The sequence below is a fragment of the Dinoroseobacter sp. PD6 genome (assembly GCF_028807315.1).
Taxonomy (GTDB): Bacteria; Pseudomonadota; Alphaproteobacteria; order Rhodobacterales; family Rhodobacteraceae; genus Dinoroseobacter; species Dinoroseobacter shibae.
The window spans coordinates 458,362-483,578 of sequence record NZ_JARAMN010000003.1 but is presented as its reverse complement, the minus strand read 5'-3'; the positions used below and the strand labels follow the sequence as shown (position 1 = coordinate 483,578).

General features: G+C 65.7%; 25 protein-coding genes. 16 read left to right on the top strand and 9 right to left on the bottom strand.

The genetic code is table 11. The features are described 5' to 3' along the window. Positions 1-203 precede the first annotated feature (203 nt). Entirely contained in the window at positions 204-1,328 is a 1,125-nt protein-coding gene (locus tag PVW48_RS08040) for an acetoin utilization protein AcuC (RefSeq protein ID WP_274580966.1), read from the bottom strand. Beyond that, a complete protein-coding gene (locus PVW48_RS08035; RefSeq protein WP_274580965.1) occupies positions 1,325-1,900 on the bottom strand; it encodes a glutathione peroxidase in 576 nt (191 codons plus the stop codon). Before PVW48_RS08035 ends, PVW48_RS08040 begins: the two co-directional genes overlap by 4 nt. A gap of 168 nt (positions 1,901-2,068) precedes the next feature. Between PVW48_RS08035 and PVW48_RS08030 the strand changes: the two genes are divergently transcribed. The 8 genes from PVW48_RS08030 to ptsP all read left to right on the top strand — a co-directional run bounded on the left by PVW48_RS08030 (position 2,069) and on the right by ptsP (position 11,639). Then, on the top strand, positions 2,069-2,548 hold the full coding sequence (locus PVW48_RS08030) for an NUDIX hydrolase (RefSeq protein ID WP_274580980.1): 480 nt from the start codon (positions 2,069-2,071) through the stop codon (positions 2,546-2,548). Positions 2,549-2,673: 125 nt separating this feature from the next. Continuing rightward, positions 2,674-3,150 (top strand): DUF1178 family protein, encoded by a 477-nt coding sequence (locus tag PVW48_RS08025; RefSeq protein ID WP_012178727.1) that lies wholly within the window; start codon positions 2,674-2,676, stop codon positions 3,148-3,150. A gap of 4 nt (positions 3,151-3,154) precedes the next feature. Further along, positions 3,155-3,820 (top strand): SDR family oxidoreductase, encoded by a 666-nt coding sequence (locus PVW48_RS08020; RefSeq protein ID WP_012178728.1) that lies wholly within the window; start codon positions 3,155-3,157, stop codon positions 3,818-3,820. Continuing rightward, on the top strand, positions 3,798-4,394 hold the full coding sequence (locus PVW48_RS08015; RefSeq protein ID WP_274580964.1) for an AAA family ATPase: 597 nt from the start codon (positions 3,798-3,800) through the stop codon (positions 4,392-4,394). The genes PVW48_RS08020 and PVW48_RS08015 overlap by 23 nt, the downstream gene beginning before the upstream one ends. A 117-nt stretch (positions 4,395-4,511) precedes the next feature. Next, the gene (locus PVW48_RS08010) at positions 4,512-4,655 is read left to right on the top strand and encodes a hypothetical protein (RefSeq protein ID WP_274580963.1); all 144 of its coding nucleotides are present in this window, start codon (positions 4,512-4,514) and stop codon (positions 4,653-4,655) included. A 240-nt stretch (positions 4,656-4,895) separates the two neighbouring features. Beyond that, positions 4,896-7,688, top strand: a complete 2,793-nt coding sequence (locus PVW48_RS08005) for a bifunctional aconitate hydratase 2/2-methylisocitrate dehydratase (RefSeq protein ID WP_274580962.1) — start codon at positions 4,896-4,898, stop codon at positions 7,686-7,688. 309 nt (positions 7,689-7,997) lie between these two features. Beyond that, positions 7,998-9,236, top strand: coding sequence for an aspartate kinase (locus PVW48_RS08000; RefSeq protein WP_012178731.1), 1,239 nt, complete (start codon positions 7,998-8,000; stop codon positions 9,234-9,236). 159 nt (positions 9,237-9,395) lie between these two features. Continuing rightward, the gene (gene ptsP, locus PVW48_RS07995) at positions 9,396-11,639 is read left to right on the top strand and encodes a phosphoenolpyruvate--protein phosphotransferase (protein ID WP_274580961.1); all 2,244 of its coding nucleotides are present in this window, start codon (positions 9,396-9,398) and stop codon (positions 11,637-11,639) included. Here ptsP and PVW48_RS07990 read toward each other — a convergent pair. Then, a complete protein-coding gene (locus PVW48_RS07990; protein ID WP_274580960.1) occupies positions 11,636-12,391 on the bottom strand; it encodes a vWA domain-containing protein in 756 nt (251 codons plus the stop codon). The genes ptsP and PVW48_RS07990 overlap by 4 nt on opposite strands. A 32-nt stretch (positions 12,392-12,423) precedes the next feature. Next, entirely contained in the window at positions 12,424-12,924 is a 501-nt protein-coding gene (locus tag PVW48_RS07985; protein ID WP_012178734.1) for a GNAT family N-acetyltransferase, read from the bottom strand. A 74-nt stretch (positions 12,925-12,998) separates the two neighbouring features. On the opposite strand from PVW48_RS07985, the gene PVW48_RS07980 reads away from it, so the two are divergent. Further along, entirely contained in the window at positions 12,999-13,604 is a 606-nt protein-coding gene (locus tag PVW48_RS07980) for a flavin reductase family protein (protein WP_274580959.1), read from the top strand. 5 nt (positions 13,605-13,609) lie between these two features. Here PVW48_RS07980 and PVW48_RS07975 read toward each other — a convergent pair whose 3' ends face one another. After that, on the bottom strand, positions 13,610-13,885 hold the full coding sequence (locus PVW48_RS07975; RefSeq protein ID WP_012178736.1) for a hypothetical protein: 276 nt from the start codon (positions 13,883-13,885) through the stop codon (positions 13,610-13,612). Between the two features lie 111 nt (positions 13,886-13,996). Beyond that, a complete protein-coding gene (locus PVW48_RS07970; RefSeq protein WP_274580958.1) occupies positions 13,997-15,601 on the bottom strand; it encodes a SulP family inorganic anion transporter in 1,605 nt (534 codons plus the stop codon). Positions 15,602-15,783: 182 nt separating this feature from the next. Between PVW48_RS07970 and PVW48_RS07965 the strand changes: the two genes are divergently transcribed. From PVW48_RS07965 to PVW48_RS07945, 5 genes are all read left to right on the top strand, one after another. Further along, entirely contained in the window at positions 15,784-16,656 is an 873-nt protein-coding gene (locus PVW48_RS07965; RefSeq protein ID WP_274580957.1) for an S-methyl-5'-thioadenosine phosphorylase, read from the top strand. A 152-nt stretch (positions 16,657-16,808) separates the two neighbouring features. After that, positions 16,809-17,099 carry a ribbon-helix-helix domain-containing protein gene (locus tag PVW48_RS07960; protein ID WP_274580956.1) on the top strand — a complete coding sequence of 97 codons (291 nt, stop codon included), beginning with the start codon at positions 16,809-16,811 and terminating at the stop codon, positions 17,097-17,099. 114 nt (positions 17,100-17,213) lie between these two features. Next, positions 17,214-17,609, top strand: coding sequence for a VOC family protein (locus PVW48_RS07955; RefSeq protein ID WP_012178740.1), 396 nt, complete (start codon positions 17,214-17,216; stop codon positions 17,607-17,609). A gap of 40 nt (positions 17,610-17,649) precedes the next feature. Next, entirely contained in the window at positions 17,650-18,174 is a 525-nt protein-coding gene (locus PVW48_RS07950; RefSeq protein WP_012178741.1) for a hypothetical protein, read from the top strand. 14 nt (positions 18,175-18,188) lie between these two features. Further along, positions 18,189-19,760, top strand: coding sequence for a GMC family oxidoreductase (locus PVW48_RS07945; RefSeq protein WP_274580954.1), 1,572 nt, complete (start codon positions 18,189-18,191; stop codon positions 19,758-19,760). 444 nt (positions 19,761-20,204) lie between these two features. Here PVW48_RS07945 and PVW48_RS07940 read toward each other — a convergent pair whose 3' ends face one another. Then, positions 20,205-21,134 (bottom strand): jacalin-like lectin, encoded by a 930-nt coding sequence (locus tag PVW48_RS07940; protein WP_274580953.1) that lies wholly within the window; start codon positions 21,132-21,134, stop codon positions 20,205-20,207. Positions 21,135-21,470: 336 nt separating this feature from the next. Here PVW48_RS07940 and PVW48_RS07935 point away from each other — a divergent pair, with 336 nt between their 5' ends. After that, positions 21,471-22,010, top strand: coding sequence for an adenine phosphoribosyltransferase (locus PVW48_RS07935; RefSeq protein WP_274580952.1), 540 nt, complete (start codon positions 21,471-21,473; stop codon positions 22,008-22,010). 99 nt (positions 22,011-22,109) lie between these two features. Further along, the gene (locus PVW48_RS07930) at positions 22,110-22,562 is read left to right on the top strand and encodes a DUF302 domain-containing protein (RefSeq protein ID WP_274580951.1); all 453 of its coding nucleotides are present in this window, start codon (positions 22,110-22,112) and stop codon (positions 22,560-22,562) included. A gap of 189 nt (positions 22,563-22,751) precedes the next feature. Here the strand turns inward: PVW48_RS07930 and PVW48_RS07925 are convergent, their stop codons facing one another. Both PVW48_RS07925 and PVW48_RS07920 read right to left on the bottom strand, forming a co-directional pair. Beyond that, complete coding sequence (locus PVW48_RS07925) at positions 22,752-24,170, bottom strand: FAD-binding oxidoreductase (RefSeq protein ID WP_012178746.1); 1,419 nt, start codon at positions 24,168-24,170, stop codon at positions 22,752-22,754. 55 nt (positions 24,171-24,225) lie between these two features. After that, entirely contained in the window at positions 24,226-25,065 is an 840-nt protein-coding gene (locus tag PVW48_RS07920; protein ID WP_012178747.1) for an MBL fold metallo-hydrolase, read from the bottom strand. Between the last annotated feature and the right edge of the window lie 152 nt (positions 25,066-25,217).

The following is a 25,217-nucleotide window of genomic DNA, read 5'->3' as shown; positions in this document are numbered from 1 at the left end:
CTCGCCGCAATCAAGGGCGCAAAAGGCTCAAGCAACGAGTAAAACAAAGCCCTTAACAAACCCCCAAGGCGCGGCGGGGCCCCTCCCTCCCCGCCCGCCAAACCGACGCCCCAAAGCCCAATACGCTCGACAGAGCAAAAAAGGTGCGTCGCGAACGGCCGGCCCCAAGGAAACAAGGGGCCGGCCAACTTTTTAGGGACCAATTAGCCGACCAAAACCGCGGAACGCGCCTGCAACACCGCCACGCGCACGCGCAGCACATCGCGCACCGGTCCCGGACGCGGCGCATCGCGCAAAGTGGTAAACAGGGCCGGTTCCGGCGCCCGGGTCATCTTCGCCCCGGCCCAGGACAGGCACCGCTGCACCGCCTCGGCCTCGGGCGGTAAACGCTCCGGGATCTCCAGCCCGTTCAGGGTCGCCCATACCCCGGCCCACAGGCGCCCGACCGTCCAGGGGTTGTAGCCCCCGCCCCCCAGAACCAGGTACCGGTCGGTCAGCGCCCCCAAGGCGGACACCACCGCCCAGTGGGCGTTGTTGGACAAGGCGAGACGCGACAGGGGGTCTTCCTCCACCGCATCCGCACCGCATTGCAGCACGATGGCTTCGGGCGCGAAGGCTGCCACCGCAGGCACGATCAGTGCGTCGCGGATGAAGGCCATCTCCGTATCGTTCAGCCCCCGCGGCACCGGCAGGTTGAGGGCCGAGCCGCCTTCGGTCTCCTCCAGCGCGCCGGTGAAGGGCCAGCGTTTTTCCTCGTGGAGCGAGATCATCAACACATCCGGATCGCCCCGAAAGGCCACCGCCACCCCGTCGCAATGATGCGCGTCGATATCCACGTATGCAATGCGGCGCAGACCGGCCTGCCGCAGCGACAACATCGCCAGCACCGGATCGTTGAGATAGCAAAATCCGTTGGCCCGGTCCGGCAGTCCGTGATGGGTGCCGCCCGCCGGGTGATAGACCACGCCAGGCCCCGCCCCGAGGATCGCCCCCGCCAGCATGGAGCCGCCCGCCGCAGTGGCCGGGCGGCGAAAGACCTCGCCGAAGACCGGGTTGGAGGGCGTGCCGAGGTTGTGCCGGGCACGCACGGCGTCGCTGACCGTGCCATCGGCCTCGGCCTGCACCAACGCGGCCACGTAGTCCGGATCGTGCCAGATATGCAGGGCCGCGGGCTTGGCGCGCGGGCTGACGCGGTACTGGCCGCGCGGCAACCAGCCCAGCGCACGGGACAGGTCCATGGCCGTCGAAACACGCGGGATGCGCAACGGATGCCAGCCGCCATAGGTCGAGTTGCGATAGATCTCGGCCCCGATGAAAAGCGGCGTCACCGGGCGATCAAGGCGTCGATTTCCCGCGTGATCCGGGGCGAGAGGGGCCGCGTTGCGGTGTCGAAATGGGCCACGAACCGCCCTTCGCCATCGAGCAGGATCTTGGTGAAATTCCAACGGGGCACGACGTTTTGTGTCTCGGCCAGCCAGGCGTAGAAAGGATGCGCCCCGGTGCCGCGCACCGGGGTGATGTCGGTCATCGGTAGCGTCAGATCATAGTTCAGCGCACAGAACTCCGCGACCTCTTCGGCCGTGGCCAATTCCTGGTTGAAGCTGTCCGAGGGCACCGCCAGAACGGTCAGCCTGTCGGTGCCGTAACGGTCCTGGAGCGCCTGCAGACCCGCGTACTGATCGGTAAAGCCACAGCGCGATGCGGTATTGACCACCAGAACCGGCTGCCCGGCCCAGTCGGACAGGTTCAAGGGCACGCCCTCGATCGCCATGAAGGCCCCGGCCCCGTCCGGCAAGGGATCGGAGGTCGCCGGCCGGGCGGCAACGCTGCTGCCCGCGACAAGCCCGACCACCGCCACAAGGGGGACGCTCGCAAAGATCAGGCTTCTGAGAAATCGCATGTCACTCTCTCCAGAACGCTCGCATATCCCGTGACATAGAGAGATGAAGCCGGGTTTCAAATGGCACGGGGTCGGCAAATCACGGCTGGCATCCCCTGGCCGCAACTTGTAGCTTCCCCCACAATGAAGCGGCAGGGGTCGCCGCCGCAGCGCCGGGTGACATGGATCATGGTCGTAGCCGCCAGAAACAAGCAGCATCCCCTGCAACTGGGCAAATCCGGCAAGCGCGATGTACGCACCCAGTTCGGCGTGCTGCCCTACCGGGTGGTGAACGGCAAGGTGCAGATCCTCTTGATTACCAGCCGCGAGACCGGGCGCTGGATCATCCCCAAGGGCTGGCCCGAAGCGGGCCTTTCTGCCACCGCGAGCGCGGCCCGCGAAGCCTGGGAAGAAGCCGGGATCGAGGGCCGGATCTCCGAGACCTGCCTCGGGCTCTATTCCTATCTCAAGGCGCTTGAAGACCGGGACCGGCTGCCGGTCGTCGTCGCGGTGTTCCCCGTGAAGGTCAGCCGCCTGGCGGAAAAATTCCCCGAGCAGAAGGCCCGCAAGCGCAAGTGGTTCTCGCGCAAGAAGGCCGCCGCCCGGGTCACGGAGCCGGAGTTGCGCCGGATCCTGCGCGATTTCGACCCCAGTCTCGTGCATCTGTGACCCGAGGCGCGTGAGCAGCCGCGACATACCGGCAAACCCTTGCGCAGTTCTTTGCTTTTTAGGACGTTCGGCATACTGTAGGTTCGCTGGTCCGGTTCCCAGTCTCATTGCAAGGCCGTTTTTACATGATCCGTTACACTCTGAAATGTGACCGTGACCATGTTTTCGACGCATGGTTTCATTCCGCCGATGCCTTTGAAAAACTTCGCAAATCGCGGATGACGAGCTGTGCCGTCTGCGGCTCGCCAGAGGTTGACAAGACCCTCATGGCGCCCCGCGTTCAGGCCTCTCGCAGCCGCGAAATCGCCCCCCTCCCACCCGAAGCTGCCGCGACCGCGCCGGGCGCCGATGGCAAGAGTTTTTCTCTTTCCGAGCCCGACAGCCCCCTGGCGCAGGCCATTGCCCGCCTGCGGGCCGAGGTCGAGGCCTCGTCGGACTATGTCGGCACGGATTTCGCGACCGAGGCCCGGGCGATGCATCTCGGCGACGCGCCAACGCGCGCAATCCATGGCGAGGCGCGGCTCGACGAGGCCCGGGCGCTCGCAGAGGAGGGTGTGCCCATCCTGCCCCTGCCCTTCTCGAACCGCACGAAATCGAACTGACCGCATGCAGAGCGTGGTGACAGGCGCCTCTCGAGGCATCGGACTGGAATTGACCCGCGTGCTTGCGGCGCGTGGACATTCCGTTCTGGGCACCTATCGCACGGCCCCGCCGGAGACGATCGACGGCGTGTCATGGCACCCGCTCAATGTCACGGACCCAGACAGCCATGCGGCGCTGAGCGCGCATCTGGACGGACGCCCGATCGATCTGCTGGTCTGCAATGCCGGGATCTATCTCGATCGGGAAGAAAACCTGGCCGATGGCTACCCGCCGCAGATGTGGGCGCGGATGTTCGAGACCAACGTGATGGGGGTGTTCCTGTCGGTCCAGTCGCTCCTGCCACAGCTGCAGCAGGCCCGGCAGGCCAAGATCGCGATCATTTCCTCGCAAATGGCGTCGCACACGCACGCGCCGGGGCGCTCCTATATCTACCGGGCGTCCAAGGCGGCGGCGCTGAACCTCGGGCGCAACCTGGCCACGGACCTCGCGGGCCTGGGAATTTCGGTCGGCATCTATCACCCGGGCTGGGTGCAGACGGACATGGGCGGTCCCACCGCGCATCTCACTCCGGCCCAGTCAGCACAAGGCCTCGCCGACCGGTTCGAGGCCCTGACCCTGGACACCTCCGGCTGCTTCGAGATGTGGAATGGACAAGCGCACCCCTATTGACGACGCATTGCCGGACCCTGGGGTTCTGATTGTTTTCGGCGGCTTGCCGGGAGCGGGCAAATCGACCATTGCCGAGGCCCTGGCGGCGCAGATCGGCGCGGTGCACCTGGTCATCGACCGGATCGAGGCCCCGCTGAAAGCACGGCTCGGGGCCGATATCGGGCCACTGGGCTACAACGTGGCCTACCAGGTGGCGACCTCCAACCTCGATCTCGGCCATGTGGTGATCGCCGATTGCGTCAACCCGATCGCCATGACACGCAACGCCTGGATGAGCGTTGCGATGGGCTGTCAGGCCAAGATGGTGCAGGTCAATATCCAGTGCTCCGATCTTCAGGAGCATCGCCGCCGGGTGGAGAAACGCCTGACCGAACGTCCACGGCAAGGCCTGCCCGACTGGCAGAGCGTACAGGCGCGGCAGATCGACGAGTGGCCCGAGGCCGACCTGACCATCGATACATACATGCGCACGCCCGACGAGTCAGTTTCCGCCATCGTGAGCGCCCTGCGCCGCCTGGCGCCCAGCCGCTTCGGCGCCGACCCGTTCGCTCGGGGGGTCATGGGGTCTGGCTGAGCGGGCTGTGATCCAGCCCCGCGGGCCCTCTGGCCCGGTCGGGTCGTGATGCTTGGGCGTTGGCGGCGGATCCAGTCCAAGGATGTCGCAGCGCCGAGTCGGACAAGGGGCTTGTCCATGGACGCGCTCTGGTCGCAACCCCGCTGCATTGCACCCATTCAAGCGGCCGCCCGGGTCTATTTTACACGGCGCAGGGCGCGCGACCTGAAGCTGATATCTCAGCTGAAGTTCGCCATGCAAATTTCTGTTTTAATTCCATAAACACCCCCGGAGACTCGGGGCAAGAAAGACGTTCCACATGCACCTGTCGGCGTACGCGGCGTCGGGTCGCGACGCGCCGAGGGCCTCTCGCGCAGTAACATGTGGGGCAACATGCCACGTCTCGCCGGCTTGCACCTCCGAAACACGTAGCATACCACGGTATACAGAATATACAGCCCGTGCGTCGGACCCAAAAGTCCGGACGGCACATCCCCACAGCATTCAACGACCGGGTCCGCCATGAGCTTGTACACAGCCTATCTCGAAGAAATCGCCGCGCGCAAAGAACAAGGCTTGCAACCCAAGCCCATCGATGACGCCGCCCTGACGAGCGAAATCATCGCCCAGATCAAGGATCCGGCGCATGAACATCGCGCGGCCTCGCTGCAATTCTTCATCTACAACACCCTGCCCGGCACCACGAGTGCGGCGGGGGCGAAGGCGCAATTCCTCAAGGAGATCATCCTTGGCGAGTCGGTAGTGGCCGAGATCACGCCCGATTTCGCTTTCGAGCTTCTGTCGCACATGCGCGGCGGGCCCTCGGTCGAAGTGCTGCTCGACATCGCACTCGGCGATGATGCCAGCCTCGCCGCCCAGGCGGCGGAGGTACTCAAGACCCAGGTGTTCCTCTACGAGGCCGATACCGACCGGCTGAAAGCGGCCCATGAGGCCGGCAACGCCGTGGCCACCGGCATCCTTCAAAGCTACGCCCGGGCGGAGTTCTTCACCACGCTGCCCGAGATCGAGGACGAGATCGAGGTCGTGACCTATATCGCCGCCGAGGGCGATATCTCCACCGACTTGCTCTCCCCCGGCAACCAGGCGCACTCGCGCTCGGACCGGGAACTGCACGGTAAATGCATGATCTCCGAAGCCGCCCAGAAAGAGATCGAGGCACTGAAGCTGCAGCATCCGGGCAAGCGCGTCATGCTGATCGCCGAGAAGGGCACCATGGGCGTGGGCTCGTCGCGCATGTCCGGCGTGAACAACGTGGCACTCTGGACCGGCAAACAGGCCAGCCCCTACGTGCCTTTCGTCAACATCGCCCCCGTGGTCGCGGGCACCAACGGCATCTCCCCGATCTTCATGACCACCGTCGGCGTGACCGGCGGGATCGGCATTGATCTGAAGAACTGGGTCAAGAAGGTCGACGCGGACGGCAACCCGATCCTGAACAACGACGGCAACCCGATCCTGGAGCAGAAATACTCCGTCGACACAGGCACCGTTTTGAAGATCGACACCAAGGCGCGCAAGCTGATGAGCGCCGATGGCGGCGAAGAGCTGGCGGATGTCTCTTCCGCGTTCAGCCCGCAGGCCGTCGAGTTCATGAAGGCCGGCGGCTCTTATGCCGTGGTCTTCGGCAAGAAGCTGCAAACCCTGGCCGCCGAAACGCTGGGCGTGGAGCCGACGCCGGTCTTTGCCCCGGCCAAGGAAATCTCTCACGAGGGCCAGGGCCTGACTGCCGTCGAAAAGATCTTCAACGCCAATGCCCGCGGCGTCACCCCGGGCAAGGTGCTCCATGCGGGCTCGGACGTGCGGGTGCAGGTCAATATCGTCGGCTCCCAGGACACCACCGGCCTGATGACTTCGCAGGAGCTGGAAGCGATGGCCGCCACGGTGCTGTCGCCGACCGTGGACGGTGCATACCAGTCGGGCTGTCACACCGCCTCGGTCTGGGACCTCAAGGCGCAAGCCAACACCCCGCGCCTGATGGCGTTCATGCATAAGTTCGGGTTGATCACCGCGCGCGACCCCAAGGGCGTCTATCACTCGATGACCGACGTGATCCACAAGGTCCTGAACGACATCACCGTGAGCGATTGGGACATCATCATCGGCGGCGACAGCCACACGCGCATGTCCAAAGGCGTGGCCTTCGGCGCCGACAGCGGCACGGTGGCGCTCGCACTCGCCACGGGCGAGGCGACCATGCCGATCCCGGAGTCGGTCAAGGTGACCTTCAAGGGCAAGATGGCCGATCACATGGATTTCCGCGACGTGGTCCACGCCACCCAGGCGCAGATGCTGGCCCAACACGGCGACAACGTCTTCCAAGGCCGGGTGATCGAGGTGCATATCGGCACGCTGCTGGCGGACCAGGCCTTCACCTTCACCGACTGGACCGCCGAGATGAAGGCGAAGGCGTCGATCTGCATCTCCAACGACGACACGCTGATCGAGTCCCTCGAAATCGCCAAGCAACGGATCCAGGTGATGATCGACAAGGGCATGGACAACGATGTGCAGATGCTCGCCGGGCTGATCGCCAAGGCCGATGCGCGCATCGCCGAGATCCGGTCGGGCGAAAAGCCCGCCCTGAAACCCGATGACACCGCCCGGTACTTCGCCGAAGTGGTGGTGAACCTCGACCAGATCGTGGAGCCGATGATCGCGGACCCGGATGTGCACAACGCCGATGTCTCGAAACGCTACACCCACGACACGATCCGGCCGATTTCCTATTACGGCGCGGAGAAGAAGATCGACCTCGGCTTCGTGGGCTCCTGCATGGTGCACAAGGGCGACGTGAAGATCGTGGCCCAGATGCTGCGCAATCTCGAAAAGGCCAATGGCGAGGTCAAGTTCAAGGCGCCGCTGGTGCTCGCCGCGCCGACCTACAACATCATCGACGAATTGAAGGAAGAGGGCGACTGGGACGTGCTGCAGAAATACGCGGGCTTCGAGTTCGACGATTCCGCGCCGAAGGAAAAGGCGCGCACGGAATACGAGAATATCCTCTATCTCGAACGTCCGGGCTGCAACCTGTGCATGGGCAACCAGGAGAAGGCGGCCAAGGGTGACACTGTCCTGGCAACCTCCACCCGCCTGTTCCAGGGCCGCGTGGTGGCCGACAGCGAAACCAAGAAGGGCGAATCCCTGCTCGGCTCGACCCCGGTCGTGGTGCTCTCGGCGATCCTCGGGCGCACCCCGACGGTCGAGGAGTACAAGACAGCGGTCGAAGGGATCAACCTGACCAAGTTCGCCCCGCCCCTGACCCCACCGATCGACGCCAAGTCGGTCCACTTCTAGGCGCGCAGCGCCCTCCGGGTGCACCCGCCGCGCGTCCCCGCACGATGGGGTTCGCGCGGGGGTAAGGGCGGCGGCCAAGCGCCTTCGAAGGCGCTTAGACCGTCCCAGGCGGCCCGCTTCGGGACCGGGCGGCCGGGCCCTTGCGCGCGCTGTAACTCGGACAAGGCTGTGGGATGGCGCGCGACCAAGGCGCTTGCAAGCGCCTTTCAAGCGCCTTCGAAGGCGCTTGGCCCCGCGACGTCCCTGTCTCTTGCCCCTCCCCCCCGGTTCCCGTACACGGGCGCGCAATACGAGGGACGAGAGACGCAAATGTCCATTCTGGTGATGAAATTCGGCGGCACCTCCGTTGCCGATCTCGACAAGATCAAGAACGCCGCCGAGAAGGTGCAGCGCGAGGTTGCCCGCGGTCACAAGGTAATCGTGATCGTCTCGGCCATGTCCGGCAAGACAAACGAACTGGTCGGCTGGGTGGGCAAGACATCGCCGCTCTACGACGCCCGCGAATACGACGCCGTGGTCTCCTCGGGCGAGAACGTCACCGCGGGCCTGCTTGCGCTCACCTTGCAGGAGATGGAAATCCCCGCCCGCTCCTGGCAGGGTTGGCAGGTGCCCCTGCGCACCAATTCCGCCCATGCCGCTGCCCGGATCGAGGAAATCCCCCGCGCCAATCTCGACGCGAAGTTCGACGAGGGCATGCAGGTGGCCGTGATCGCGGGCTTCCAGGGGATCAGCCCCGAGGGCCGCATCACCACCCTGGGCCGGGGTGGGTCCGACACCACCGCCGTGGCCTTCGCCGCTGCCTTCGGCGCGGTGCGTTGCGACATCTACACGGATGTGGACGGGGTCTACACCACCGACCCCCGGATCGAAGACAAGGCCCGCAAACTGGACCGCATCGCCTATGAGGAAATGCTCGAGCTGGCCTCGCTCGGCGCCAAGGTCCTGCAAACACGCTCGGTCGAGCTGGCCATGCGCTTCAAGGTCCCCCTGCGGGTACTGTCGAGCTTCGAGGAAAATACCGACACGTCAGGCACGCTGGTCTGCGATGAGGATGAGATTATGGAAAGCAATGTTGTCTCCGGCGTCGCCTATTCCCGCGACGAGGCGAAAATGACCCTGATTTCCGTGGCCGACCGGCCCGGGATCGCCGCCGCCATCTTCGGGCCGTTGTCCGAGGCCGGGGTGAACGTGGACATGATCGTCCAGAACATCTCCGAGGACGGGCGGACAGACATGACGTTCTCGTGCCCCACAGACCAGGTGTTGCGGGCCGAACGGGCGATCAAGGAAGCAAAGGAACTGGGCGAGATCAACTTCCAAGAACTCGTGGCCGACACGGATGTGGCAAAGGTCTCGGTCGTCGGCATCGGGATGCGCAGCCACGCCGGCGTGGCGGCGCGCATGTTCCAGGCCCTGCGCGACGAGGGGATCAACATCCGCGTCATCACCACCTCCGAGATCAAGATCTCGGTACTGATCGAGCGCAAGTACATGGAACTGGCCGTGCAGGCCCTGCATGATGCGTTCGAGCTGGACCGCGCAGCTTGACGCCCGGCAAGGGCGGCCCCCTCCGCGCATAGCGCCGATGGCCCGGTCGACCCAGCCCGCGCGCGCTTTGATTTTCGTTCCCATGGGCGGGGGAATATGGTCTAACCGGGCCTGAGCGCAGGAGCCCGGCAATGCCGGGCGAAGGACCGGGACGGCAGAATGGCCGACAGTATCGAGACCGAAAGCCGCAAGCTTCTCAGACGCTTGCAGGCCACGCTTGCCGAGGCGGGCGCGGGCCAGGAACGGCTGGACAAGATCACCAGCCTGATCGCCGACAGCATGCGCACCGAGGTCTGCTCGATCTACCTGTTCCGGGATCCCGACACGTTGGAGCTGTGCGCGACCGAAGGGCTCAATCCCGAAGCGGTCCACAAGACCCGGATGCGCATCGGCGAGGGGCTTGTCGGACGCGTCGCCCGAACCTCGCGCGCGATCAACACCGCGGATGCGCCCAGCACCAAGGGGTTCCGCTACATGCCGGAGACCGGGGAGGAGGTCTATTCGAGCTTCCTCGGCGTCCCGATCCAGCGACTTGGCGAAACCCTCGGTGTGCTCGTGGTGCAATCCCGCGCCAAGCGGGAGTATTCCACCGACGAGATCTACGCCCTCGAAGTCGTGGCCATGGTGCTGGCCGAGATGAAAGAGCTTGGCGCCTTCACCGGCGAGGGGGCGGCGCTGGCCGCACCGCATCAGAACCCCATCATGATCCGCGGCGGCGTCGCCCAGGAAGGCATCGCCAAGGGCCATGTCTATCTGCACGAGCCGCGCGTGGTCGTCACCAAGCTGGTCTCAGACGACCCGGAAGCCGAACTTGTCCGCCTCCGCGGGGCGGTGGACCAGTTGCGCGTCTCCGTGGACGAAATGCTCGACATCGCGCCCAAGGGCGATGCCGAACAGCTCCAGATCCTCGAAGCTTACCGGATGTTCGCCAACTCCCGCGGCTGGATGCGCCGCATGGAGGAAAGCATCGACAGCGGCCTGTCGGCCGAAGCGGCCGTCGAGAAGGAGCAATCGGCCGCCCGCTCCCGGATGGAGCGCGTGCCCGACGCCTATCTTCGCGAGCGGCTGCATGACCTCGACGACCTGTCGAACCGGCTTCTGCGGCTGCTCACGGGCCAGGGCGGCGAAACCGGGGCCGAGATCCCCGCCGACCCGATCCTCGTGGCGCGCAATATCGGCCCCGGCGAGCTTCTGGATTACGGTCGTGCGCTCAAGGGCATCATCCTGGAGGAAGGCTCGGTCGGCTCCCATGCGGCCATCGTCGCGCGCGCCCTGGCGATCCCCCTGATCGTCAATGCCAAACGCATCACGACCGAGGCGCTGAATGGCGATCTGGTGCTGGTGGACGGCGAGCAGGGAATCGTGCACCTGCGCCCCGACGACCGGGTGCTGGCGCATTTCACCGACAAGATCGCCATGCAGGCCAAGGCGCAGGAGCGCTATGCCTCGATCCGCGACAAACCGGCCGAAACCCTTTGCGGCAGCGTGATTTCCCTGACCATGAACGCGGGGCTGATGGCGGATCTGCCGTCGCTGCCGAGCTCGGGGGCCGAAGGTGTCGGGCTTTTCCGGACCGAGTTGCAATTCCTGACCCGCTCCAAGGTGCCACGCCGCTCGGAACTGGCCGAGATCTACGCCCGGGTGCTGGATGCGGCCGATGGCAAGCGCGTGGTCTTCCGGACGCTGGATATCGGGTCCGACAAGGTGCTGCCCTACATGAAACCCCAGGACGAGCCGAACCCGGCCCTGGGTTGGCGCGCGATCCGGGTCGGGCTGGACAAGCCCGGCGTGATGCGCATGCAGCTGCAGGCCCTGATCCGGGGGGCCAACGGGCGGCCCCTGACGGTGATGTTTCCCTTCATCGCCCAGCTGGAGGAATTTACCCGCGCCCGCGACGCCCTGCTGCGCGAGATCGACCGCGAGGCCGCGCTTGGACGCACCCTGCCCGAGAGCGTCGAGATCGGCGCGATGCTGGAAACCCCCAGCCTGGCCTTTGCGCCCAACTCCTTCTTCGAGATGGCGGATTTCGTCTCCATCGGCGGCAATGATCTCAAACAGTTCTTCTTTGCCGCGGATCGCGAGAACGAGCGGGTGCGCCGCCGCTATGACACGCTGAACGTCAGTTTCCTGAGCCTGATCGAGCTGATCGTGAGCCGCTGCCGCGATGTGGGCACGCCGCTGAGCTTCTGCGGCGAGGATGCGGGCCGCCCGATCGAGGCGCTGTGCTTTGCCGCCATGGGGTTGCGGTCGCTGTCCATGCGCCCGGCCTCCATCGGGCCGGTCAAGCACCTGTTGCGGCGCTCCGACCTGCGCGAGGCCCGCGCCGTGATCACCCAGGCGCGCGCCTCGGGCGCCATGACCGTACGCCCCGCGGTGATGGAGTGGCTGCGCCACCAGAACTAGCCCGCCGGCAGCACCGCGTCCTCCAGCCGACCGAAAATCGGACAGCCCAGCGTGGTGCGCAATGCGGCCACCAGCTCATCCACCGTTTCCGTGGTCAGGTACAGTCCACCGGTCTGATCCGCGAGGCAGCGCGCCACGGTCTGCCCCTGCCGGTAATCATGCTGGTTCTCGCTGTCCCAGCTGAAATGCTCGCCGCGCAGCTTGAAGCCGATCACATGCACGGTCAGCGCGGGCGCATCGGCCGCCAGTTCGGCCGCAAGCTGACATGGCGCACCCCCGCAGGTTTCCTTGCCGTCCGTGACCAGCACCACGACCCCGGGGCGGGTCCGGTAATCGAGCGCTTCTGCCGCGCGCGCCACCGACGCTGTCAGCGGGGTGTTGCCCGACGGCATGAGCCGGTCAATCTCGGCGATCTTCCGGGGCGCGGCGTCGGGGATCGGGGAAAACCGCAGATCGATATTGTCACACGCCTCCCGCGGGCCGGGGCCATAGACCAGCAGGCCGAGATTCCGCACCGGGGCGACCTGCGGCATGACCTGCCGGATGGCGCGCCGCGCGGCGAAGATGCGCGGCTCGTCCATCAGGTTGAAGCCCATCTCCGACATCGACCCGGACCCGTCGAACACCACCATCGCATCCTCGCTGCAGCCCTGCGCCGCAACGGCATGGGGGACGGGCATGAGCCCCGCGAACGCGCAAAGGGCGATCAGGGACAGGCTGCGCCGCAAGGGCCTGGGGAGGGATCCGACCATGCCCGAGCCTGACACGCCCGGGCCCGGTCTGTCTACGGCGCCGGGGTCGCGGGCGTGACCTCGCCGCGCACATCGTCCCACGCGCCCGCGCTCAGCGCCTGGACCAGCACCCGGTCGGGATTGGTCGGCGGGGGCATCTCGATCCCCTCGGCCCGGACAAAGCCGAACCGGCCGTAATAGGGCGCATCGCCCACCAGCAGGACCCGCGTCCAGCCCAGTGCCGCGGCCTTCTCCAGACCCGCCTGGATCAGCAGCGCGCCCAACCCCTCCCCCTGCCGGGTCGGGTGCACCGCCACCGGACCGAGCAGCAGCGCCTCCGCCCCACCCACGCGGATCGGCCAGAACCGGATCGCGCCACCGACCCCGCCCAGCGCATTGTCCTCGTTCGGCGCCACCAGGCACAGCGCGCCCACTGGCGGAACCCCGTCGCGCAGCCGGTAGGATGACAGCGCCTCGCGACCGGGCGCGAAGCACAGATCGAAGAGCGCCTCCACCTCCCACCAATCGCCTGGTTCTTCCTGCCGCAATTGCACCGGGGCGCTCCGTTTTTTGCTGGCTCCGCGCCTATCACAGGCGTTAGGTGATGCGCAAACAACGAGGAGTTTCCATGTTCTACCGCCCCGAAGAGGGACACGGGCTGCCCCACAATCCGTTCAACGCCATCGTCACGCCGCGCCCTATCGGCTGGATTTCCAGCCGCGGCGCGGACGGGCAGGACAACCTCGCCCCCTACTCCTTCTTCAACGCCGTGGCTTACGTACCGCCGCAGGTGATGTTCGCCTCGACCTCCGCCAAGGAGGATCGCGGCGACACCAAGGACAGCGTGGCAAATATCCGCGAAACCGGCGTGTTCTGTGTGAACATCGTCTCCTATGCCTTGCGCGACGTGATGAATGTCAGCTCCGGCAGCTACCCTGCGGAAGTGGACGAGTTCGCCCGCGCGGGCATCGAGAAGGCGCCGTGCGAGACCATCGACTGCGCCCGCGTGGCCGCAGCCCCCGCCAACCTGGAATGCAGGCTCACGCAGATCGTGCAACTGGAGGGCCCATCGAATTTCGTGGTCTTCGGTCAGGTCACGGGCATCCACATGCGCGACGAGCACCTGGTGGACGGGCGGTTCGACGTGACCACTTTTCGGCCGCTGTCGCGGCTCGGCTACAGGGACTATGCCTGCGTCGACAATCTGTTCTCGCTGGCGCGCCCGGACGACTGAGCCGCTCAGGCCCCGATCAGCGCGTAGCGCGTCAGACCGTAGAGATAGAGCGCGCTGAACAGGATATTGATGTATTTCAACTGCCGCTCGCCATGGAGCCAGGCGCAGAGGATCCAGATCAGGCAGAAGGGCAAGCCCAGCACCATGGGCCAAGGATGCCAGTTCTGCACGATGGCCACGGTGCTGGCCACGCCCAGGCACAGCGCGAGCCATTTCAGATGCTGTTCATGGCGCATCAGCCAGGCTTCCAGACGGGCGGAGAGCGGACGACGCACAATCATGGCGCGACACCTTTCCAGGAATTACCGATGTGGGGGGACGGGTCTTCTCTGCCACCCGTCCCTTCCGCTCTAATCCCAAACCCGTCCGTCTGGCAAGTGTCCCGTCGCCGCTCAGTGTCCGCCGCCAAGGATACCGGTCTTGACCTGGTAGTCGGCGGCGATGGCGTAGTCGGGGTCATCGTCGCTGTCGATCATCAACTGACCCGCCTTGGTCAGCAACTGGTGACAGTCCCGGCTCAGGTGGCGCAGTTGCAGGTTCTTGCCCGCATCGGCGTATTTTGCGGCCATGGCTTCGATGGCGGTCAGTGCAGATTGGTCGACCACCCGGCTGTCGGCGAAGTCCACGATGACCTGACCCGGATCATGGGTCACATCGAACAGCTCGACGAACCCGGCGGACGAGCCGAAAAAGAGCGGCCCCTGCACCTGGTACACCTTCGCTCCCTCGGAAGTGGTGTAGGTCTTGGCATGGATGCGCGAGGCGTTGTTCCAGGCATAGGCCAGCGCCGAGACGATCACGCCCACCACCACCGCGATGGCAAGGTCTGTCAGCACCGTGACCACCGTCACCAGCACGATAACCAGCGCATCCGTCAACGGCACCCGGCGCAGGATCGTCAGGGATTGCCAGGCGAAGGTGCCGATCACCACCATGAACATCACGCCCACGAGGGCCGCGAGCGGGATCTGCTCGATCAGCGGCGAGGCCGCCACGATGAACAGCAACAGAAAGAGCGCCGCCGCCACCCCGGCGATCCGCGTCCGCCCACCGGATTTCACGTTGATCATCGACTGGCCGATCATCGCGCAGCCGCCCATGCCGCCGAAAAATCCGGTCACGGTATTGGCGACGCCTTGGGCGATGCACTCCTGGCTCGCGCCGCCCCGCTTGCCGGTGATCTCCCCCACGAGGTTCAGGGTCAGCAGGCTCTCGATCAGGCCGATGGCCGCGAGGATGAAGGCATAGGGCGCGATGATCTGAAGCGTCTCCATGTTCAGCGGCACCACGGGGATATGCAGGCTTGGCAAGCCCCCCGCGATAGATGCCAGATCCCCCACCCGCGGCACGTCGATCCCGAAGGCGATGACCAGAACCGCCACGATCCCGATCCCCGCCAGCGGCGCGGGAATGACGCGTGTGATCTTGGGCATGCCCCAGATGATCGCCATGGTCAGCGCCACCAGACCCAGCATCATCACCAGCGGCCAGCCGGTCATCCAGACCATCTCTCCAGCGTCGTTGGGCACCTTGAACTGGGTCAGCTGCGCCAGGAAGATCACGATGGCCAGCCCGTTGACGAAGCCCAGCATTACCGGATGCGGCACCAGCCGAATGAACTTGCCCAGCTTGAAGATGCCGAAGAGGATCTGGAGGATCCCCATCAACACCACCGTGGCGAACAGGTACTCGACCCCGTGCTCGGCCACCAGCGCCACCATGACCACGGCCAGCGCGCCCGTCGCGCCCGAGATCATGCCCGGCCGCCCCCCAATCAGCGCCGTGATCAGACCCACGATGAAGGCCGCGTAAAGTCCCACCAGCGGATGCACCCCCGCCACGAAGGCAAACGCCACGGCCTCGGGCACGAGGGCCAGCGCCACGGTCAGGCCGGACAACAACTCGATCCGAATGCGCGAGATGCTGAGGGTTTCATCGGCGGTCGGGGCGGAAAAGGCGATACGATTGGCAAAGGATGCCAGCAGAGCTCGGGGCACGGGGAAACCTCGGGAAACGGGAATGGGGGTTGGGCGCGTCGTACCCGGTTTGGACCGGCCTGCATAGCCCCGAGATGCAATGCCGCCCTGCACTTGGTGCAATACGGTCGCGCTCCGGCGGGCCCGGCCCATTGACCTTGCGTCCCGCGCTGCCTAGCCATTATGGGGACAATGCGGGGGCTATGATGCAGACATATATTGGAATTATCGGCGGATCTGGACTCTACGAGATCGACGGGCTCGAAGGGGCCACATGGACCACCGTGGACAGCCCCTGGGGCATGCCTTCGGACGCGATCCTGACCGGCACGCTCGACGGGGTGAAGATGGCGTTCCTGCCGCGTCATGGCCGCGGCCATGTGCACAGCCCCAGCACCGTGCCGTACCGGGCCAATATCGATGCGCTGAAGCGGCTCGGCGTGACGGATGTGATCTCGGTCTCCGCCTGCGGATCGTTCCGCGAAGAGATGGCACCGGGCGATTTCGTGATCGTCGATCAGTTCATCGACCGGACCTTCGCGCGGGAGAAATCGTTTTTCGGCACCGGCTGCGTGGCCCATGTCAGCGTCGCGCATCCGACCTGCCCCCGGCTCGGCGCCGCCTGCCTCACGGCCGGGCGCGATGCGGGCATCACAGTGCATGAAACCGGCACCTACCTCGCGATGGAGGGGCCGCAATTCTCTACCCTCGCCGAGAGCAAGATGTACCGCGAAAGCTGGGGCTGCGACGTGATCGGCATGACCAACATGCCGGAGGCCAAGCTCGCGCGCGAGGCGGAGTTGTGTTACGCAAGCGTCGCGATGATCACCGATTACGACAGCTGGCATCCCGACCACGGCGAGGTAGATGTCAACGAGATCATCAAGACCCTGATGGGCAATTCCGAGAAGGCAAAGGGGCTGGTCGCACGCCTGCCCAAGCTGCTGGGGGCCGACCGCGCCCCCTGCCCCCATGGTTGCGACCGGGCGCTGGACTACGCGATCCTCACTGCGCCGGAGAAACGCGACCCGGCGCTGGTCGCCAAGCTGGACGCCGTGGCCGGGCGGGTGCTCTGAACGGGCGCGGCGGGGGGCCAGCCCCCCGCACCCCCCGGGATATTTCCGGACTTGAGAGAATGGGTGCGCAGCCCCCTGCTGCGTGTGCATAATGGACAGAAAATGACCGGCACGCTAGCTTTAACGCAAGGTATGCGAAGGGGTGTCCAGCCATGTGCCAGATCTTCTCTCATCAGGATCCCGAACGGTACGCCTGTACCACGCGGCGCTTGCGCCTGAACGGGCAGAGCACGTCGATCCGTCTGGAAAACAGCTTCTGGGCCATCCTCGACGAGATGGCCGAAGCCGAGGGCCGCAGCACACCGGCCTTTATCTCCACCCTGCATGGCGAGGTCCTCGAAGCGCGTGGCGAGCCGGTGAATTTCACCTCGCTCCTGCGCTGCACCGCCCTGCTTTACATCGAGACCCGCGGCGCGGTCGGCAACGGCATCGCGGCCGAGTAGACCGCCCGCGCATGACCGCATAAATTACGGGCAGTAGTAAAACCCTACTACCCGGCCCTCGTTGCCCTGGCGTTACCCTGATCGTCCAAGGAACAAGACACCAGGGAGGTTGGATTGGCCAAGGCGATCCACAGCATGATCCGCGTTCTGGACGAGGCGCGGTCGGTCGATTTCTACAAGCGCGCCTTCGGGCTCGATGTGGCCGACAGGCTCGATTTCTCGGACTTCACGCTCGTCTATCTCAGTAATGACGAGACCGGCTTCGAGCTGGAGCTGACAGTCAACAAGGGCCAGACCGAGCCCTATGACCTGGGCAATGGTTACGGGCATTTCGCGGTCTCGGTCGATGATCTGGACGCGGAACACGCCCGCTTCGAGGCCGAGGGCCTCAACCCCCGAAAATTGGTGGAATTCGCCCCCGACGGGAAGCTCGTCGGGCGGTTTTTCTTCGTGGCCGATCCGGACGGGTACCAGATCGAGGTGCTCGAACGCAGCGGACGCTTTCAATAGGCGCGGCGGGGAGGCCGCGCATCATTTCTGGGAGGAAAACATGATCGAGACCAAAGGGCCCAAGGGCCTGACACGACGGGCGCTTTTGTCCCGTGCCACGGCGGCGGGCGCAAGCTTCGTGGTCGGCGCGGGGTTTGTCGCCGGGCGCGACGCGGCCTGGGCGGCCGAAACCGTCGCGCTGAAACCAGAAACCTTCGCCACGCTGGTGCAGATGGCACGGGATATCTATCCGCACGACCACGTGGGCGACAAGTTCTACGCCGCCGCGGTCAAGGGCTATGACACCGACGACGACGCCGGGACCATCGAGAACGGCATTGCCGACCTGAATGCCGCCGCGCGCAACGCAGGCTATGACAGCTACCTCGCCATAGGCTGGGAGCGCGACCGCGTCGACATCCTGCGCGGCATGGAAAACAGCCCGTTCTTCCAGCAGATCCGCGGCGGTCTCGTCACCGGGCTTTATAACCAGAAAGAGGTCTGGCCTCTGTTCGGGTATGAAGGCGAGAGTTTCACCAAGGGTGGCTATCTCGCAAACGGTTTCGACGACATCGATTGGGTCTGAGGGAGGAGACGGACATGGCAACGACGTTCGATCTGAACGACGACTCTGTCGTCGTGGTTATCGGCACCGGCGCGGGGGGCGGAACGCTCGCCAATGAGCTGGCGCAAAAAGGTGTGAAAGTGGTCTCGCTGGAGGCGGGCGCGTTCCACGAACCGCAGGACTTCCTGCAGGATGAGTGGGCGAGCTTTGGCCAGTTGGCCTGGCTGGATGCGCGCACGACCTCCGGCGACTGGCGGGTCAGCCGGGATTTCTCCGGGTTGCCCGCGTGGATCGTGAAATCCGTCGGCGGCTCTGCGGTGCACTGGGCGGGCGCGAGCCTGCGGTTCCAGGAGCATGAATGGAAGGCGCGCACGACCTATGGCAACGTGCCCGGCGCGTCCCTGCTGGACTGGCCGATCGATGCCGCGGAGATGGATCCGTGGTACACCGCGGCCGAAGACAAGATGCACGTCACCCGCACCGGGGATCGGCCCGGCCTGCCCGGCAACAACAACTACAAGGTTTTCGAAGCGGGCGCCAAGGCGCTCGGCTACAAGGACGTGCACACCGGCCGGATGGCCATCAAGAGTTCAACCAACGCGGACGGCACCCCGTGCCAGCAGATGGGCTTCTGTTTCCAGGGCTGCAAGGTCGCGGCCAAGTGGTCGCCCAGCTACGACGAGATCCCGCGCGCACTGGATACCGGCAATTACGAGCTGCGCACCCAGGCCCATGTTCTGAAGATCGAGCATGACGACACGGGCAAGGTCACCGGCGTGCTCTACGCGGATGCGGACGGCAACCAGCATTTGCAGAAGGCCCGCGTGGTCGCCGTGGCGGGCAACTCGATCGAAAGCCCACGGCTCCTGCTGAACTCCGCCTCGTCCATGTTCCCCGATGGGTTGGCGAACTCGTCTGGCCAGGTCGGGCGCAACTACATGCGCCACATGACGGCCTCGGTCTATGCGACCTTCGACAAGCCGGTGAAGATGTGGCGCGGCACGACCATGGCCGGGATCATCACCGACGAGGCCCGGCACGACCCGTCCCGCGGCTTTGTCGGCGGCTACGAGATGGAGACGCTCAGCCTCGGCCTGCCCTTCATGGCCGCCTTCCTCGACCCCGGCGCCTGGGGGCGGGAATTCACCTCCGCGCTCGATGCCTATGAGAACATGGCGGGCATGTGGCTCGTGGGCGAGGACATGCCCCAGGAGACCAACCGGGTCACGCTCAATACCGATGTTCTGGACCAGTACGGGCTGCCGGCACCGAACGTGCATTTCGACGACCACCCCAACGATATCGCCATGCGCAACCACGCCTGGCAACAGGGGCAGGCGATCTACGAGGCGGTGGGGGCGACCCGCACCTTCCCGACGCCGCCCTATCCCAGCACGCATAACCTCGGCACCAACCGGATGTCCGAGAATGCGCGCGATGGGGTGGTGAACAAGTGGGGGCAAACCCACGACATCCCAAACCTGTTCATCTCGGACGGCTCGCAATTCACCACCGGCGCGGCAGAGAACCCGACCCTGACCATCGTGGCGCTGGCCATGCGGCAGGCAGACCACATCGCTCGGGAGATGACGGCGCAAAACCTCTGAGCCTCCGGATTTGCCAACACGCAAGGCCACCCGGCAACGGGTGGCCTTTTGCGTATGTCTCGCAAGGTTGGACGGAACACCGCGTCAGTCCACGGTCATCCCTGTGCATGGGTCTGCGTCAGGCCGCGCCTGTGCGGTTGTGTGCAATGCGGGACTTTTCAGACCTTCGCCGCGCATGCACCAACGGCGGTTCTGGATGAACTGGCTTAGTCGCAGTCGGTCGTTTTTTGGCGGAGCAGAAACGTTTGGATTTCGGCGGACCTCTCGGTAAGGAGAGGGCTCGGCAAGCCAGCCAAATCGCGACTTCGCCGACCTGGACCCGATTGGCGGCTGTCCGCACTCAGACATCATTCACGCGACGCGCGGCACCCAGCAAGATGCGCCTCTCCCAGACGGGCGGGGCGCCACTTCGGACGGGGACTGTCCGGAGTGGCGCGGGCCGTGTCAGGGCTGGGCCGCGTACCAGTCGCAGCCGAACCGCTCGGTCTTCCGGGGCGCCATCACCGGCAGTTGCAAGCTCAGGATGCCGGTCATGTCGATGACGCTTTCGAGCGGCGGGATGCCAATCTCTTCGCGGACTTCGATGTATTCCGGCGTGCCAACGGGGAAGGTCCACCAGACAGCATCGTTGATGTCGCGCGAGGGGGCTTCGACACGGTAGACCTCTACCTGAACCGTCTCCAGCCCGACGAAACCCCGGCCCGGCGAGCGCGTGACCGTCTCGCTGTTCACCTCTTCGGTCTCGATCTCCTCCAGGAATTCCTTTTCGACGACTTGCGTGAGCCCGAAGGACTTGCTGGCCATTGCGGTGAACTCGCCTTTGGCGCTGCCGAGCGACCCCCCGAACGAACTGCTCTGGTTGGCCGTGAAGGTCGTCTGGAACAGGCGGCGGGTGGCATTGAGCTCCCTGGTGCGGTCCAGCTCGAAGGTCTCGATCCGCTCCCCCTGCGGCACAACGCCGATGATCGCGGTATGGCGGCCGGGCTCCGGCTGGCTGGGCTGGTAGTCGCGGATGAAGTGGACGGCAAGCTGGTCCAGTTCGCTGCCGGAACGCCCGCCAAGGCCGAGCACGCGAATGTTCGTCAGCTCATGTCGCGTGCCGCCATTGCCGCCATGGACCAACTCGCGGCCGCGGTTGGTGCGCAGCTCGATCCGGTCGACCCGGCTTCCCGATCTGATCACCATTTCATTGATGTATTCGTCGCTGCTGAACGACAGACCGCTCTCTTTCTTCCCGCCGTTGCCGCCGTAGCGGGCATTGTCCAGCCGCAGCTCGTCGATCCGCGAGGCGGAACTCAGGCCGATCGCTTCGAACCCGGCGATGTCAAATGCGTCGCCGCCGCGTCCACCAAAGGTAAGTGTCTCGATGCTCATTGTCAGTGTACTCCTCAAAGGGTTTCGATGCCCTTGGTCGCAGAACGCATCGCAGCGGTTCAGATTTTTTGACCGCGCACCCGTCCTGCCTTCAGACGCGCTCAGAGCTGATGACGCCGGAGTGCGCCAAGCGGTAGCCGCAATCCGAGAAGCGGACATCGGTGCGAGGTGGAGCGCCCACTAGTTCGGGCTCACGGCGGTCATCCGATCCCAAAGCTCTGAACGAAGTCTCGCATCGACCGATGCGCCTTTTTCTCCAGCGGACTCTAGGCTGCTTGACCAGCGCGCGCGCATTGCCAAGGATGCGCGCGTCTCGGACCCTAGGAAAGACTGCCCATGACCCCCCGCAAAACCCTCAGAGACTACATCCGCACCATCCCCGACTTCCCCCATGAGGGGATCATGTTCCGCGATGTCACCACCCTTTTCGCCGACCCGCGCGGCTTTCGCATCGCCGTGGACCAGCTGCTCGACCCGTTCGTGGACGTGAAGATCGACAAGGTCGCGGGGCTGGAGGCGCGGGGCTTCATCCTCGGCGGGGCCGTGGCGCATCAACTCAGCGTCGGCTTCGTGCCGATCCGCAAGAAGGGCAAGCTGCCCGGCAAGACAATCGCGCAGGATTACGTGCTCGAATACGGCAAGGCGACGGTGGAGATCCACGACGACGCCTTCCAGCCCGGCGAGCGTGTGCTGCTGGTCGACGATCTTCTGGCCACGGGCGGAACCGCGCGGGCGGGTATACAGTTGATCGAACGGCTGGGGGCCGAGGTGGTGGGCTGCGCCTTCGTGATCGACCTGCCCGATCTCGGCGGACGCAAGCTGCTCGAAGAGATGGATATGGGGGTCCACGCCCTGACGTCCTTCGACGGCGACTGACCGGCTCCGCGGCGGGCGTGATCACGGGCCTGTCACGGCTTTGTCACGGGCCTCCGGCGTGGAAGGTGATAGACCCGCGGGATCACGAAAGGACACCCCATGCACAGCCCCCTCCCCCTCGCCGCCCTGGTTCTGAGCGCACTGCCTCTCGCCGCCTCCGCCGAGATGATCGAAAAGGCCAGCCCCCACACCGTGGCCCAAACCCTCGACCGGCTCGAAGCCGCCGTGACCGGCGCGGGCGCCACGATCTTCGCCCGGATCGACCATGCGGGCGGCGCAGCCAAGATCGGCGCGGAGCTGCGACCCACCGAGGTCCTGATCTTCGGCAACCCCGCCCTGGGCACCCCCGCGATGCAGGACGCGCAGACCGCGGGGCTCGACCTGCCCTTGCGCGTGCTGGCCTACCGGGATGCCGACGGACGGGTGCGCGTCGCCTATCATGCTCCGGCGGATCTGGTCGCGACCCACGGGCTGCCCGCGGACGCCGCCTACCTGGCGAAGATGACCGGCGCACTGGAGGCGCTGACCGCCAAGGCGGTGGCGGCGGAGTAGCCCGGACGCCCGCCACCTGCATATGCAGGGTGCCGGAAACCGGTCAAATCCTAACGGTTTGCTAACGACTCGGCGCTATGGTGATTACTGTCGATGCAGCGATCGACAGGTTTCCCTAAGGTTGACTGACCCGGCCCGTGACCCTCACGGCGCCGGGCTTTTTTCCCCCGGATCCTTGCGCCGGATCGGTCACGTCCGGGCGCGCAGCACCGCACCGGGGTTCATCAGCCCGTGTGGGTCTAGCGCATCCTTGATCGCGCGCATCGCCGCCTGCTTCACCGGATCGCCGTAGCGTTCAAGATCCTCGACCTTCAGCCGCCCCACCCCGTGCTCGGCCGAAACCGACCCGCCCAGCTCATGCACCAGATCATGCACGCAGGTCTTGATCGCGGGCCGTTCGTCCTCGTGATCGGCCCGACTGCGGCCCGGTTGCGGGAAGACGTTATAGTGCAGGTTTCCGTCGCCCACATGGCCGAAGCAGTTGATCCGGTAATCCCCGATCCCGGCCAGCCGCGCCGTGGCGGTCTCGATGAAGTTGGGGATCTCCGACAGGGGCACCGAGATGTCATGAGACGACACCGACCCGATCCGCCGGTTTGCCTCGGGGATGTTCTCCCGCAGCGCCCAGAGCGCGTCCGCCTGCGCCTCGGACTGGGCGATCACCCCGTCAGACACCAGCCCCGCCTCCGCCGCCCGGGCAAAAAGCGTCTCCAGCGCGCCCTCGGGATCGAACCCGCTGGCACCTGCCAGATCGATCAGCACCGACCAGGCGGGCACCGGATCGAGGGGCGCGCGCATCTCCGGCATGGTCTCGGCAAAGAACTCGAACCCGCGCCCCGAGATCAGCTCGAAGGCCGAAATCGTGTCGCCCGCAACCTCCCCCGCAAGCGCCAGCAGGTCGAGCGCCGCGGCGGGGCTGTCGACCACCAGCAGCCCGACCCCGTGGCGCTGCGGCAGGGGTGACAGGCGCAGCGCCGCGCCGGTGATGATCCCCAGCGTGCCCTCCGCCCCGATCAGCAGGTGGCGCAGATCGTAGCCCATGTTGTTCTTCCGCAGCCGCGTCAGCCCGTGCCAGATCGCCCCATCCGGCATCACCGCCTCCAGCCCAAGACACAAGTCCCGCGCATTGCCGTAGCGCAGCACATTGACCCCGCCCGCATTCGTGGCCAACACCCCGCCGATGGTGGCCGAGCCCTCGGAAGCCAGCGACAGCGGAAAGAGCCGCCCGACATCCCTGGCCGCCTGCTGCACCTCGGCCAGCACCGCGCCCGCGTCGGCCACCAGCACGTTCTCCTCGGGATAGACCGCGCGGATGGACCGCATCCGCCGCAGGGACAGGATCACCGGCACCGGACCCGCGGGCGCGATCTGCCCGCCCACGAGGCCCGTGCCGCCGCCGTAGGGGATGATCGGCACCTTGTGCGCCTGGGCCAGCCGCACCAGCGTCGCCACCTCCTCGGTCGCGCCCGGCGCCACCAGCAGCCCGCCGGAGCCCGCATACCGTCCCCGCGGCTCTTCGAGATAGGCCGCCGACAACTCGGGAAAGGCCGCCTCCGGCAGGGCGGCGCGCACGGCGGTCTCGAAATCGGCAGGCACGGTGTCCAGCATCTCTGTCTCCTGATCTGTCGCGTTCTTGTCCCCGCAGCGCCCCGGCGGGTCAAGCTCAGCCGTCGTCGCGCAGCCAGGCCGGGCGCAGCACCACCACCGTCGGCTCCGACGGCAGGCTGCGGAGCGAGACCTCGATGAAATTCTCCTCCCGCCGGTCGATGCGGAACTCATCGGCCATGCCGTCCAGGAACTTCTCCAGGGTGAAGTCCCCGAACCAGTGCATCGGAATGATGACCGAGGACCGCAGCCGCTTGAGCAGGTCGATCATCACCTCCTGCGGCACCGTATAGCCGCCGTCGACCGGTGCCATCACCACGTCGAGCCGGCCCAGCGCCGCGAATTGCCGATCGTTGAGCGCGTGATGCAGGTGCCCCAGATGCCCGATGCAGAGCCCTGCAATTTCGAACACGAAGATCGAGTTGCCCAGGGGCGCGCTCACCGTGCCGAAGCCCGAGCGCACATCCGTGGGCACATTCCGCACAAGCACCTCGCCCAGTTCCAGGTAATGCTCGATCGGATTGGCGCCGTTGGGGTTCCATCCGGGCAAAACGTGGGGAATGCGCGGGTCCGGGGTGTCGGTCCAATGGGTCGAATGGGCGTTGTTCATCGTGACCACATCGGGAAAGAAATCCGTGTTGCCCAGAAACCCGGTGTAATCGGTGACCGCCGAGAAGCCCTCCGGCCCCTCCAGCAGGAAGCTGGCATGGGCGATATAGCTCAGCCGCACGGTGAACTCCTGCAGGGGCTGTCCGAAACTGGCCTTCTGAATGTACTCGATCCCCGGCGCAGCATCCGCGATGGCGATGCAATGGCTGGGCTTGCGGGCCTGGGCCTCTGCCGGGGCGGCAAGCCCCATGGCAGCGAGAGCGGCGGCGAAAAGAGAGATGCAGCGCATGGGCGAACCTCCTGTCGGGCGCGGGCCTGCGGGGCAGACCAGGGTAAACCGGGATACCTTGTCCATATAGGGCCGCACGGGCCTCTGTCCGCTTTTGCCGCCGCGCCGCGCCGGGATCGCCGCGGGATGGCGGCCGGGTGCCGCATCTTCAA